Raw genomic sequence first — 13877 nt, 5'->3', positions numbered from 1 at the left:
TTCCGATAAGTCCCGTCACCTTATCGGTGGCGGGATTTTTTCATTTTTTTAACTGTGTTTTCTCAACTTAAGAGGGACCGAAATGCAACGTTATCCAATGACCCCTGAAGGTAAAAGTGCCTTAGAGAAAGAATTACAACATCTGAAATCTGTTGAACGTCCACGTATTACTCAAGCGATTGCTGAGGCACGTGAACATGGAGACTTGAAAGAAAACGCAGAATATCATGCTGCTCGTGAACAGCAAGGTTTCTGTGAAGGCCGTATCCAAGATATCGAAGGAAAATTGGGTGCTGCACAAGTCATCGATGTTAAAGACTTAGAACAAAACGGTCGTGTTGTATTCGGTGTTACGGTAACGATTGAAAACCTTGATACTGAAGAACGCAAGACTTATAAAATTGTTGGTGATGATGAGGCTGATTTTAAAATTAATAAAATCTCAGTGAACTCACCAATCGCTCGCGGCCTTTTGGGTAAAAATGAAGGTGATGAAGTAAAAATCACCACTCCTCAAGGCGAAGTTGAGTATGAAGTTGTAAGTGTAGAATATCTCTAAGATACTGCTCTTGAACCCCTCTTCCTGAGGGGTTTTTATTTAATATGGTTTAGCTTATTTTTGTTTGGATAATAGATTATGGACACGCCTCTGATTAACACACCAGTCCGTCATTGGTGCGAATTTGAGTTTATTTCCAAAACTGTAAAAAATCCGAATATCCATATTAAAGGTAATTATTCTTACTACTCAGCCTATTGGGATCAAGGTTTTGAACGTTGTGTCGTACGCTATTTACACGACAAAGCTTCGACCCCAGACAAACCTATCGATCAGCTTTATATTGGTAATTTTGTGTGTTTTGGGGCTGAGTGCGTGATTATGATGGGTGGTAATCAGCTTCATAGACCAGACTGGATTTCGACTTTCCCTTTTGATACCCGCAGTTTTTTAGCTGCTGGTGATACTATAATTGCAGATGGTTGTTGGATTGGAAGCCGTGCAATGATTATGCAAGGTGTAAAAATCGGTGAAGGTGCTGTAATTGCAACTGGAGCCGTCGTAACAAAAGACATTCCACCCTATACAATTGTTGGTGGTGTACCAGCAACAATTATTAAATACCGGTTTCCTCCCGAGCAAATAGAAAAACTACTCGCTTTAAAGCTTTATGAATTAGATGAAAAACAAGTTTTAAAAATGCGGGAATATTTGCAAACTGATGATATTGATGCTCTAACAGTTCATATTGAAAATTTACGAGACAAATAAAATGTATTCTCAAGTTTTATTGTTTAAAATCACAAATGATTACGAGCTCGAATTTAAATCGTAAGAAAAGAAGTATAAAGTATTGAATAAATAAGCATCATTACAATAAGGAACAATCTCATGTTATATCAACATATTCTTGTACCAATTGACGGTTCTGAAACTTCTATGGTCGCTATGAAAGAAGCGATAAAACTTGGAAAAGCATTAAATAGTAAAATTACTATCGTACAGGTCATGGCACTTGATCCAATTATTGCAGATCTTTATGTGAAGACTGGTCAAACCAATGAACTCATTGAGCGGACTAGAACATACTTACTCGATATTTTAGAACAAGCCAAACAACAATTTGTACAAGAAGGGCTTACTGTAGAAACCAAATTACTTGAAGGCTTTGTGGTTCATGAAGAAATAATTCAAGCTGCACAAGACATCAATGCAGATCTCATCGTTATGGGTTCGCATGGCCGTACAGGTGTCCGAAAACTTGTATTAGGAAGTGTTGCACAAAAAGTTTTAGGTGAAAGCCATATCCCTGTTTTGATTGTTCGCTAAAAAAACACCTATCTGGCTTAATTCAGCCAGATAGGCACCTATTTTTTAAAAGGAATAACGTCTTCTCTTGATTGCTCAACCGTTATTGTTTTTTTACTTTTAAAAGCATCCCAAGAATAATTTTTATAATTTAATTGCCATAAATAGTAAGATTGACCGATATCTTTAAACCTAATATTTAATGTCATCCATTTTTCATCATGGCAATGCGGTGACTTCTTATACTCTTGTTCTGAAAAACAGGCCCGAATCATTTCATTCGAAGAAAAAGCAATATCTTTTAATGCAACCTGATACTTCCCTTTAGGCTTAAGCTCAATAAAATCAGCATTTTCTTCAAAACGTCCTCCTCCAGAGTAACCAGTAAACCAAGTATTTAGTACTGCTATGGCATATTCATTTTTATTGAGTGGGTATAGTGCTGGAAAGATTTTGAGTCCATTAGGACCTAAATCATCAGAATGTGGCTCTTTATTACTATGCTCATAATTTTTAAAGTTCCACTCATTTATTACTGTGTATTGGTTATTCTGCTTTTTAACTTGAGCAATTTGCGGAGTCTCATCTATTAAATAATAAGTCTGATCTTGTGTATTTTTGGGTTTCCACAGCTTAACTTCATCGCTACATTTCTGACTCAACTGCTGACAAATCGAGTGTATTTCTTGTGATGAAGCTTTCACATTTATAAAAGGTTGGGCTGAAATAGCCTGCTCTGCAAAACTCGATTGCACTGTTAAACCTAATAGTAATATGGCTAGACTCTGCCATTTATAATGCTGCATTTGTATTTGTTCTCTTTAATAATTTTAAGGTTGCCATGCGAACTGCTTTAAGTTCACTTTGCCATTCAACAAATAGACTCCTTCATCTTCAAGCTTTAACTGCTGAACATTCTCACCTTTTTCATTAAATTTACTTAGGCTAATTTTACCTTGTGAGTTAATAACGCGGTACCAAGGCACCTGATGATCTGCTTCAAGATGTTTAAGAACATAACCCACTAATCTGGCATGTTTAGGTAACCCCGCCATACGTGCTATTTGTCCGTAAGTTGCTACTTTTCCATATGGAATTAGAGCGATGACTTCTAAAATTTGTCGATGTAGTTCATACTGAGTTGTCAAAATGGAATCCATAAAAATTGACATCGTTCATATCATATAAAAATTTACTTTAAATCACTTTAGAATAATATGCAGAGATAATGCGATGAATATGAAAAAAACCTTATTGATGATTACAGGAACACTTCTTTGTGCCTCTTGTACAACCCCTCCTCCTCAACTAAAGCCAGAGCCATTGATAGAAGAACCTGCTAATAATAGGCCTGTAGTTCCAGTCACTTTCGTTTTTACAACCAACAATCCTTCTGCTGCACGTTTCGACAACCTTGCACAAATGCGAAAAGAAGTTGGTATTTTAAATAAATATTATTTAGACGACCAAGGAAACAAAATTTTTAACTTTAAGTTAAACCGTTATATCTCTTATCACAATTTTTCAAAATTACATTGTCAACTTGGTAATGAAATAAACCAACCCCACCCTATTTCTATAGGATCTATGCCTGCAAGCGTCAATGCATGCTTTCCTAAGCGCACAGTAAGTAAAGAAGTCATTGTCTTTATATACGATGCTTATTCAAAAAAGTTAGAGTTTAATGATATTACGAGCCGAACATTTCGTAATAATGGAAAGCCTTTTATTTTATTAGACTGGAATAGATTAAATTATAATATACAAGCAGGTAGTATTCATGAAATGGGCCACGCTTTCGGCTTGAAACATGTATGTGCACCTAATGCTACAAAAACTACCCCGACTAATATTATGGCCAGTGCTGAGTGTAAATTAGGCAGTGGCGGCTTAAGAAATTTGGGTTTTACCCCATCACAGCTTCAAACGATTTTATCGAGTTATCAACAATACCCTTAAAATTTAATTTCAACATATCTCCCCAAGTTATCATGGGTAGTCGTGTAATCCTCATGGGTCAGTAAAGATGTCATATAAGTACTGGCCTTTGAGAAGTCATTAATATCTACTGGATATGGCTGCCAGAATGTTTGTAAATTATTGGTATAAATTGGATAAAGTCGAAGCAAATCCTTTGTTAAATCTATTCTGGCAATACAGCCAAATGGCAAAGAATGATGCTGCTCATATTCCCCATCACTATTAAATACAGCATTGCCGATACCCAACACCACTGGCTTTTGGTTGATAAGCTGAATTGGCTGAATAGTATGAGCACCATGACCAATAATCAGGTCAGCCCCAGCCTGTGTAAGAATACCAGCAAGTTTAATTTGCTCTTTTGTAGGAGGTTTAAAGTCGACTCCCCAATGACAAATAACAATAATTTTATGTTTAGGATGAGCCTGTTTATAAAAAACTATTTGCTCCAGTAAGACACCGTTTAAACAAGCGACTCCACTTCTTGACCCTAGCGCATAAAAGTCATAATCCAAATAAGCAGTGTCTCTATGCCAATAACCATTAAAAATCGCATAGTGCTTATTTTCAAAAACTATTTCAAAGTAATTGTGAGCATCTTTTTGGTTGTGTCCAGCACCAATATAGGAAACATTAGCCTCGTCCAATTGTTGTAATGTATAGGTAAGCCCTTCATCACCATAATCTTTGAGATGATTATTTGCTAACACCAAATAATTTAGATGAATGCTTTTAAATTCTTCTAATGTTTTTTTAGCATCGGCTTTTAGAATGAATGGCTTTTTATCTTTTAATAGTGATTGGTTTTCTAGAGAAAAAACAGCTTCAAAGTTAGCTATATTTATGTCATTTTTACCTAAAAATGGCTGTATTTTTTTAAATGAAAAGTGATATCCATATTGTTGTAGAGCATCTGTTTGCCCTCTTGACTTACGCTTTTCGGTATACATTTCACCGAAATAAGTATCTCCAAGAATATTAATAATCCCAGTCTGTGAAGTACAACTCTTCGCCTTTACGTGCTCTTCTTGGAAACAGTGATAATAAGGAACCAAATGCTCGAGACGGTGAATGTCATCTAAAAAAGAGAAAAAGCCAATGCTCTGGTTATCCTCAAGATAAGTGATATAAATTTTTCTAAATTGATGGGAGATATATAAAACCGAGGTTAGCACTGGATGAGCAATTAAAGATATAATCGGTTGATATAATTTATTTTTAAAAGAAAGATTTTTAATAAAAAAAAGTTTTTTTAGTTCCGCTGGATAGCTATAGACATGGTTTACCAACCCAAATAAATCTTTCAACTGATTAGAGGAATTTAATCCTAAATGATAGTTCTCTGCTCTTTGAGACAAAATCAATTGGGCTTGTTCAGTTGAGTCAAAAAGCATCTTGCTTAACGCATGTTTAACATCATTGGCCTGAGTAAAAATTAAGAATTGTAAGAGCTCGACAAATGTATAAGATTCATTTTTTTCTAAACCTAAATTTTGTTCACCAAGTTGCTTAGGCTTTTGCTCAGATACAACATAGGTCTTATTTGCTTCGATGTTTTTTTGATGAAATTGTTCTAATGCATAATCAATAAGCAATAAAGTTGAAGTATCTCCATCAACTTCAAATTTCCAAACCGCATTATCGAAGTTAGTATTATCTAGAGGTACCAATAACTTAATTTCAAAAAGAGAGTAAGTCATATCTCCTCTCCTTCGAAATCTTTTACATAGGCTATATAGCCTGATAAGTTATGTTCTTGATCATCTATTCTTACTCTAAAGCGATCATGTCGCACATAAAAAGCATGTAATATTTTATCTGGACGATCCATATACATCGCCATTTCTGGATAGAAAAAACCCGTAGTTTGGAATTCAGCCCGAAATTTAATGAGTTTTTTTAGCTCTGACATATAAGCTTGTTCAAGAAGCTCTTGATGGCCTTGCTCTTTTAATCGATTTACCATTTTATAAGCAGCCATGAGCATTTCTAATAAAGTGGCATAAGTTGTCTTTCTATTTCTTATAAAAATAAAATGTTTTAAATAATTATTTAAACCAAAAATAAAATATTTTTCTTCAGGACATATTTTTGTAAGCTCATTGGTACAGTAACTTAACCAATGATCATGATATTTTTCATATCTTTTATAAATAAAATTTTCAAACATTAATTTAACAGTTTCTAATAATCTTTTATCGTGATTTATTTGATACAACCTGAGTAAAGCTAATGCTGCTTCGCCATCGTAATAAATAATTCTAAACTTTTCTTTTAAATCATAGTCTGGATAATTTAACACATGGGTAGTTAATCCATCTGAATTAACTAATTTTAAAATACCATTTGCAAGTTTTTCTGCATATTTCAAATATTCAGATTTTTGGGTAATTTCCTGATATTTCGTTAGCATTAAAATAGCTGCTGCGTTTGCACCTAGTTTAATTTCAAACTCCCCTTCTTTTCCATCAATCATAAAAGCAGTTGTAGGGTCTTTTTCTTTATAAAAGTTAGAGAGTGCATATTGGATGGCACTTATTATTTTAGGCAAATATTCAGGTTTATCTTGTACTTCGAAAGTTTCTAATAGTGCATAAAGTGATGTGCAATGACGTACCGTATTATAGCTGCGGATATCCCGATCAAAAGCAGGAAAATAACCATAAATGAATTTGCCATTTTCTTGAATCTGACTGTGCAAAAACGCTGCATTTTTCTCAATGAGCTCTCTAAAATGCTGCTTCTTGTTCTTTACAATACCTCTAATACCATTTGCATCATAACGGCTTGCTAAATTAATGAATTGTCCATTTTCATAAAAAGTTGCATAGGTATCGAAAGTCCAAACATCTTGTAGCTCTTGTAGTCTAATTTGTGGTTTAGTAGCGTTATATTTTTGCTTAATTGCATAGTTCAGATTGTTTTCATCAAAAAAATTAGGTTTGTCATAACTCAAACCTCGAATAATTACTTTTCCATAAATCTCTTGCTCCAGAAAAACCACTGAACATGCTTCATCAAATGCAATTCCTCTGCGGTAATGATTATTATGAAATTGATGATGAACAAGTTGTTCTATTTGACTCCAACTTTGTTTTTCTAGGTTGTACGCAACATCAATTTTTATATAGTCTGGAAATTGGTCTGGAGAAAACTGTCTATCAATAAAATCGAGTAATTGTATAGTTGCTTGTGAAAAAGCTGTTTTTTCGGTATGCCAGACACTACATCTTTGATCTTTAGGACCAAATGATATAAACAAAATTGTTTCTTCTGGAAGGTCTGAAACATGCTGAACGAAATGTTCCAACCAAAGCTTAAGTTGTCTTTTAAAGTCTAAAAATACCGACACTCGAATTAAGTCCCTATTCGTTATTTGTTGTTCTATAAAATTTTCAATACATCATAGCATGAACTCTTTAAAAGCTAAGTTAACGTATTGTTTAAACATAAAAAAAGAGAACCCTAAGGTTCTCTTTTTTACTTGGTTAATTATCTATTAATAGATAATTTGACCATTATTAAGTAACTCTGTTTCACTGGTCGTAACGCCTTGTAAGACTAATAATGTAGTAAAGTTATTTGAAGGTAAAATCACCCCAGTTAACCCATCACGGTCAATCTGAATGGTAGTATTACCGCCACTTACAGTGACATTTAAATACTCACCAATATTAGCAGATGTTTGTGCTCCATCTAATAAGGCTCTGATATCAATCAAATCAGCCTGAGAATCTGTAGCAACATTACCCACATGGAAATTAGTCCAAGTATCTACACCATTACCACCTGTAGTTGCACCATTACTAGCTGTTGCAGTACTTCCGTCTAATACATGATAAATCAATGTATCTGAACCAAAACCGATCGTACCATTATCAGTATTGAACGTATCGTTCGCTGATGTACTAAGTACATGGGTATTGTAATCAGAAGTAGTCAGATTAACCGTCAATGATGAGAACGACTCAGCACCATTTGCTGCTACTAACTTATAGTTAATCGTATCGGTTGGATTAGCCAATGTTAATGATGAAGTATTAGCACGGTATTCATAATCACCATTCGAATTGATCACAAGTGTGCCATTTGTCGTGGTAACTGTTTGCCCAGTAGCTTCAACATAAGTGCCAACACTATTTTGAACATAAAGTTTGACACCATCAGCAGTAAAGGTACCACTGTCAGCAACCCCACCAATTGTGTCCCCAGTAAGAATGTTACCGTGAACCCAGTCAGATGAGTAACTGTTCAAGTGCGTTGTAGTAGTCGTTACTTGGGTATCCAAAGTGGTTGTACCAAGTGATACTCCAGTCAAGGTATATTGAACACGGTATGTACCAGCGCTTAAATGCTCGACAGCATCTTGGAAAGCAACCGTTCCCAAACTAATTGTTCCTACACTTCCAAGTGCAGTTGCTGAACCTGTGTAAGTGGTATTAACCCATGTTGCACCAACCAACTGCTGAACAACATAACTTACGGTTGGCAACAAACTTACTAGAGGTTGGTTTGCATAAGTTGCTGCTACCTGTACATCTACTAAGTCATTTGTTCCAACGGTAAAGGTATTCGATAATACGCTATTCGAGCCAATTATACTTACAGAGACGATCGGACTTGGAACATCTACTGGTGTATCAGTAGAGTTACTAAAGTCAACCGTTGCAATAGCCTGATCTGCATTTGCAATAACTTGCGTTATACCATCCGTTCCAGGACTCGCAGTATTCCAAGTAATACTTACATCAGGTGATCCAATCTGTATGTGTAATACAGCTGTACTTGTTCCACCCGATACTGGATCAGTAATGGTATAAGTAAAGCTATCTACTTTACCAATGTTGGCAGGGTTGGCAGTCGGTGTATAGCTATATGAACCATTCGCAGAAATCGTAAGTGTTCCGTAAGCCCCTATTACTGGAGTTGAAGAACCAATAGGTGTTAATACCGCACCTACTTGTTCACCCACTACTGTAGATACTACTGTCGTTCCAGTGATTGTATCTGGAGTATATGAAGGACCATATATAGCAGAATCATCATCTGTAAGCACATTACCGCTTACTGTTGCTGCAGTATATGTTGGTACTACTGTGTGATTATAATCATCGCGAACCACACTCATTGTACCTAACAATCCTACACCTATACCGGTATAGACCATAAATGCTCTATAAGAACCACTTGCTAAGTCTGTGATAGTCGCACCAAATCCATTACCACCGAGTATTCCGATGTTAATTAATCCAGTACTCGCATCACCTGCAACATTCTGCCACGAACCGTCCGGTGCTTGTTTTTGTAAGACTATTTTATAGTCATTAAGCGCAGACAAACTTAATAAAGCTCCATAGCTAATCGTTGCATCTGAAGTATGTCCAGCGGCAATATTGAAGCTCACACTCGGAGTACCTAAAAGCGATACGTTGAGATTCTCAGTTACACCGATCAATGCCAGATAAGTTGCAGAACCAGCATTAATACCCGTTGTCGTTAATGGAACAATGTCTATAGCTACACTATCCACATTGTCATGTGCAGTAATTGTTGGCACTAGAACAAGGCCAGCAAGATTAGCACCTGAACCTAGGTTACCTGCAAGGTCAGTATAGCTACCATTTACCACACTCAAGCTTGGTGCAGTTGCACTGCCGTCTTGAGTAAAGGTTGCTGTCCAGGTCACACCGTCTGTGGTCGTCAAGCCAGTCAACGTACCGCCAGCCACTGCCACATCAGTTGCATCAAAGCCGGTCACCGCTTCACTGAAGGTAAAGGTCACTGTGGTGCTTTCACCTAAAGATAAATTGAGGTCAGTCGCACTGATCGCAAGGGTCGGTGGTGTAATGTCGGCAGTTAAGCCTGCAAGACTCGCACCTGAACCCGGGTTACCTGCAAGGTCAGTATAGCTACCATTCACCACACTCAAGCTTGGTGCAGTTGCACTGCCGTCTTGAGTAAAGGTTGCTGTCCAAGTCACACCGTCTGTGGTCGTCAAGCCAGTCAACGTACCGCCAGCCACTGCCACATCAGTTGCATCAAAGCCAGTCACCGCTTCACTGAAGGTGAAGGTTACTGTGGTGCTTTCGCCCGCAGCTAGGTTCAGGTCAGTCGCACTGATTGCAAGGGTCGGTGCTGTAATGTCGGCAGTTAAGCCTGCAAGACTCGCACCTGAACCTGGGTTACCTGCAAGGTCAGTATAGCTACCGTTCACCACACTCAAGCTTGGTGCAGTTGCACTGCCGTCTTGAGTAAAGGTTGCTGTCCAAGTCACACCGTCTGTGGTCGTCAAGCCAGTCAACGTACCGCCCGCCACTGCCACATCAGTTGCATCAAAGCCAGTCACCGCTTCACTGAAGGTGAAGGTCACTGTGGTGCTTTCGCCCGCAGCAAGGTTCAAGTCAGTCGCACTGATCGCAAGAGTCGGTGCTGTAATGTCCGCAGTTAAGCCTGCAAGACTCGCACCTGAACCTGGGTTACCTGCAAGGTCAGTATAGCTACCGTTCACCACACTCAAGCTTGGTGCAGTTGCACTGCCGTCTTGAGTAAAGGTTGCTGTCCAAGTCACACCGTCTGTGGTCGTCAAGCCAGTCAACGTACCGCCCGCCACTGCCACATCAGTTGCATCAAAGCCAGTCACCGCTTCACTGAAGGTGAAGGTTACTGTGGTGCTTTCGCCCGCAGCAAGGTTCAAGTCAGTCGCACTGATTGCAAGAGTCGGTGCTGTAATGTCGGCAGTTAAGCCTGCAAGACTCGCACCTGAACCTGGGTTACCTGCAAGGTCAGTATAAGTGTTATTTGCAACACTCAAGCTTGGTGCAGTTGCACTGCCGTCTTGAGTAAAGGTTGCTGTCCAAGTCACACCGTCTGTGGTCGTCAAGCCAGTCAACGTACCGCCCGCCACTGCCACATCAGTTGCATCAAAGCCGGTCACCGCTTCACTGAAGGTGAAGGTTACTGTGGTGCTTTCGCCCGCAGCAAGGTTCAGGTCAGTCGCACTGATCGCAAGAGTCGGTGGTGTAATGTCCGCAGTTAAGCCTGCAAGACTCGCACCTGAACCTGGGTTACCTGCAAGGTCAGTATAAGTGTTATTTGCAACACTCAAGCTTGGTGCAGTTGCACTGCCGTCTTGAGTAAAGGTTGCTGTCCAAGTCACACCGTCTGTGGTCGTCAAGCCAGTCAACGTACCGCCCGCCACTGCCACATCAGTTGCATCAAAGCCGGTCACCGCTTCACTGAAGGTGAAGGTTACTGTGGTGCTTTCGCCCGCAGCAAGGTTCAGGTCAGTGGCACTGATCGCAAGTGTTGGTGCTGTAATGTCCGCAGTTAAGCCTGCAAGACTCGCACCTGAACCTGGGTTACCTGCAAGGTCAGTATAAGTATTATTTGCAACACTCAAGCTTGGTGCAGTCGCACTGCCGTCTTGAGTAAAGGTTGCTGTCCAAGTCACACCGTCTGTGGTCGTCAAGCCAGTCAACGTACCGCCCGCCACTGCCACATCAGTTGCATCAAAGCCGGTCACCGCTTCACTGAAGGTGAAGGTCACTGTGGTGCTTTCGCCCGCAGCAAGGTTCAGGTCAGTCGCACTGATTGCAAGAGTCGGTGCTGTAATGTCCGCAGTTAAGCCTGCAAGACTCGCACCTGAACCTGGGTTACCTGCAAGGTCAGTATAGCTACCATTCACCACACTCAAGCTTGGTGCAGTTGCACTGCCGTCTTGAGTAAAGGTTGCTGTCCAGGTCACACCGTCTGTGGTCGTCAAGCCAGTCAACGTACCGCCCGCCACTGCCACATCAGTTGCATCAAAGCCGGTCACCGCTTCACTGAAGGTGAAGGTTACTGTGGTGCTTTCGCCCGCAGCAAGGTTCAGGTCAGTCGCACTGATCGCAAGGGTCGGTGCTGTAATGTCCGCAGTTAAGCCTGCAAGACTCGCACCTGAACCTGGGTTACCTGCAAGGTCAGTATAAGTGTTATTTGCAACACTCAAGCTTGGTGCAGTTGCACTGCCGTCTTGAGTAAAGGTTGCTGTCCAGGTCACACCGTCTGTGGTCGTCAAGCCAGTCAACGTACCGCCAGCCACTGCCACATCAGTTGCATCAAAGCCGGTCACTGGTTCACTGAAGGTGAAGGTCACTGTGGTGCTTTCGCCCGCAGCAAGGTTCAAGTCAGTCGCACTGATCGCAAGAGTCGGTGCTGTAATGTCCGCAGTTAAGCCTGCAAGACTCGCACCTGAACCTGGGTTACCTGCAAGGTCAGTATAAGTATTATTTGCAACACTCAAGCTTGGTGCAGTTGCACTGCCGTCTTGAGTAAAGGTTGCTGTCCAAGTCACACCGTCTGTGGTCGTCAAGCCAGTCAACGTACCGCCCGCCACTGCCACATCAGTTGCATCAAAGCCGGTCACCGCTTCACTGAAGGTGAAGGTCACTGTGGTGCTTTCGCCCGCAGCAAGGTTCAGGTCAGTCGCACTGATTGCAAGAGTCGGTGCTGTAATGTCCGCAGTTAAGCCTGCAAGACTCGCACCTGAACCTGGGTTACCTGCAAGGTCAGTATAAGTGTTATTTGCAACACTCAAGCTTGGTGCAGTCGCACTGCCGTCTTGAGTAAAGGTTGCTGTCCAAGTCACACCGTCTGTGGTCGTCAAGCCAGTCAACGTACCGCCAGCCACTGCCACATCAGTTGCATCAAAGCCGGTCACTGGTTCACTGAAGGTGAAGGTTACTGTGGTGCTTTCGCCCGCAGCAAGGTTCAGGTCAGTCGCACTGATCGCAAGAGTCGGTGCTGTAATGTCCGCAGTTAAGCCTGCAAGACTCGCACCTGAACCTGGGTTACCTGCAAGGTCAGTATAAGTATTATTTGCAACACTCAAGCTTGGTGCAGTTGCACTGCCGTCTTGAGTAAAGGTTGCTGTCCAGGTCACACCGTCTGTGGTCGTCAAGCCAGTCAACGTACCGCCCGCCACTGCCACATCAGTTGCATCAAAGCCGGTCACCGCTTCACTGAAGGTGAAGGTCACTGTGGTGCTTTCGCCCGCAGCAAGGTTCAGGTCAGTGGCACTGATCGCAAGTGTTGGTGCTGTAATGTCCGCAGTTAAGCCTGCAAGACTCGCACCTGAACCTGGGTTACCTGCAAGGTCAGTATAAGTATTATTTGCAACACTCAAGCTTGGTGCAGTTGCACTGCCGTCTTGAGTAAAGGTTGCTGTCCAAGTCACACCGTCTGTGGTCGTCAAGCCAGTCAACGTACCGCCAGCCACTGCCACATCAGTTGCATCAAAGCCGGTCACTGGTTCACTGAAGGTGAAGGTCACTGTGGTGCTTTCGCCCGCAGCAAGGTTCAAGTCAGTCGCACTGATCGCAAGAGTCGGTGCTGTAATGTCCGCAGTTAAGCCTGCAAGACTCGCACCTGAACCTGGGTTACCTGCAAGGTCAGTATAAGTATTATTTGCAACACTCAAGCTTGGTGCAGTTGCACTGCCGTCTTGAGTAAAGGTTGCTGTCCAAGTCACACCGTCTGTGGTCGTCAAGCCAGTCAACGTACCGCCAGCCACTGCCACATCAGTTGCATCAAAACCAGTCACCGCTTCACTGAAGGTGAAGGTTACTGTGGTGCTTTCGCCCGCAGCAAGGTTCAGGTCAGTCGCACTGATTGCAAGAGTCGGTGCTGTAATGTCAGCAGTTAAGCCTGCAAGACTCGCACCTGAACCTGGGTTACCTGCAAGGTCAGTATAGCTACCATTCACCACACTCAAGCTTGGTGCAGTCGCACTGCCGTCTTGAGTAAAGGTTGCTGTCCAAGTCACACCGTCTGTGGTCGTCAAGCCAGTCAACGTACCGCCCGCCACTGCCACATCAGTTGCATCAAAGCCGGTCACCGCTTCACTGAAGGTGAAGGTCACTGTGGTGCTTTCGCCCGCAGCAAGGTTCAGGTCAGTCGCACTGATTGCAAGAGTCGGTGCTGTAATGTCCGCAGTTAAGCCTGCAAGACTCGCACCTGAACCTGGGTTACCTGCAAGGTCAGTATAAGTATTATTTGCAACACTCAAGCTTGGTGCAGTTGCACTGCCGTCTTGAGTAAAGGTTGCTGTCCA

At 41.4% G+C, this 13877-nt stretch carries 9 protein-coding genes (1 of these 9 only partly in view); 4 read left to right on the top strand and 5 right to left on the bottom strand.

What is annotated here, in order from left to right:
• The first annotated feature begins 82 nt into the window (after nt 1-82).
• The 3 genes from greA to NE363_RS03990 all read left to right on the top strand — a co-directional run bounded on the left by greA (nt 83) and on the right by NE363_RS03990 (nt 1828).
• A complete protein-coding gene (greA, locus tag NE363_RS04000; protein WP_191010364.1) occupies nt 83-559 on the top strand; it encodes a transcription elongation factor GreA in 477 nt (158 codons plus the stop codon).
• Between the two features lie 78 nt (nt 560-637).
• The gene (locus tag NE363_RS03995; RefSeq protein ID WP_445535866.1) at nt 638-1270 is read left to right on the top strand and encodes a CatB-related O-acetyltransferase; all 633 of its coding nucleotides are present in this window, start codon (nt 638-640) and stop codon (nt 1268-1270) included.
• Between the two features lie 120 nt (nt 1271-1390).
• The gene (locus NE363_RS03990) at nt 1391-1828 is read left to right on the top strand and encodes a universal stress protein (protein ID WP_191010366.1); all 438 of its coding nucleotides are present in this window, start codon (nt 1391-1393) and stop codon (nt 1826-1828) included.
• A gap of 38 nt (nt 1829-1866) precedes the next feature.
• Here NE363_RS03990 and NE363_RS03985 read toward each other — a convergent pair whose 3' ends face one another.
• Both NE363_RS03985 and NE363_RS03980 read right to left on the bottom strand, forming a co-directional pair.
• Nucleotides 1867-2613, bottom strand: coding sequence for a hypothetical protein (locus NE363_RS03985; protein WP_445535865.1), 747 nt, complete (start codon nt 2611-2613; stop codon nt 1867-1869).
• Nucleotides 2614-2637: 24 nt separating this feature from the next.
• The gene (locus tag NE363_RS03980) at nt 2638-2967 is read right to left on the bottom strand and encodes an MGMT family protein (RefSeq protein WP_081407983.1); all 330 of its coding nucleotides are present in this window, start codon (nt 2965-2967) and stop codon (nt 2638-2640) included.
• A 79-nt stretch (nt 2968-3046) separates the two neighbouring features.
• On the opposite strand from NE363_RS03980, the gene NE363_RS03975 reads away from it, so the two are divergent.
• A complete protein-coding gene (locus NE363_RS03975) occupies nt 3047-3766 on the top strand; it encodes a metalloprotease (protein ID WP_445535864.1) in 720 nt (239 codons plus the stop codon).
• Here NE363_RS03975 and NE363_RS03970 read toward each other — a convergent pair.
• From NE363_RS03970 to NE363_RS03960, 3 genes are all read right to left on the bottom strand, one after another.
• Nucleotides 3763-5487: a CapA family protein gene (locus NE363_RS03970; RefSeq protein ID WP_445535863.1), complete on the bottom strand. Its 1725-nt coding sequence runs from the start codon at nt 5485-5487 to the stop codon at nt 3763-3765. The two genes, NE363_RS03975 and NE363_RS03970, sit on opposite strands and share 4 nt — an antisense overlap.
• On the bottom strand, nt 5484-7139 hold the full coding sequence (locus tag NE363_RS03965) for a poly alpha-glucosyltransferase (protein WP_134263499.1): 1656 nt from the start codon (nt 7137-7139) through the stop codon (nt 5484-5486). The genes NE363_RS03970 and NE363_RS03965 overlap by 4 nt, the downstream gene beginning before the upstream one ends.
• Nucleotides 7140-7286: 147 nt before the next feature.
• Nucleotides 7287-13877: the final stretch of an Ig-like domain-containing protein gene (locus tag NE363_RS03960; RefSeq protein WP_445535862.1), read on the bottom strand. Its footprint extends 21528 nt past the window's final position; the window shows 6591 of its 28119 coding nt (coding positions 21529-28119); the start codon falls outside the window, past its right edge — the gene reads right to left on this strand; it ends in the stop codon at nt 7287-7289.

This window comes from Acinetobacter sp. G18, from assembly GCF_052660225.1.
This window is presented reverse-complemented; position numbering and strand designations above follow the sequence as displayed.

What these genes read in the sequence shown, in the direction of transcription:
- greA (WP_191010364.1), top strand. Translation starts at nt 83, where the DNA reads ATGCAACGTTATCCAATGACCCCTGAAGGTAAAAGTGCCTTAGAGAAA.
- NE363_RS03995 (WP_445535866.1), top strand. Translation starts at nt 638, where the DNA reads ATGGACACGCCTCTGATTAACACACCAGTCCGTCATTGGTGCGAATTT.
- NE363_RS03990 (WP_191010366.1), top strand. Translation starts at nt 1,391, where the DNA reads ATGTTATATCAACATATTCTTGTACCAATTGACGGTTCTGAAACTTCT.
- NE363_RS03985 (WP_445535865.1), bottom strand. Translation starts at nt 2,613, where the DNA reads ATGCAGCATTATAAATGGCAGAGTCTAGCCATATTACTATTAGGTTTA.
- NE363_RS03980 (WP_081407983.1), bottom strand. Translation starts at nt 2,967, where the DNA reads ATGGATTCCATTTTGACAACTCAGTATGAACTACATCGACAAATTTTA.
- NE363_RS03975 (WP_445535864.1), top strand. Translation starts at nt 3,047, where the DNA reads ATGAAAAAAACCTTATTGATGATTACAGGAACACTTCTTTGTGCCTCT.
- NE363_RS03970 (WP_445535863.1), bottom strand. Translation starts at nt 5,487, where the DNA reads ATGACTTACTCTCTTTTTGAAATTAAGTTATTGGTACCTCTAGATAAT.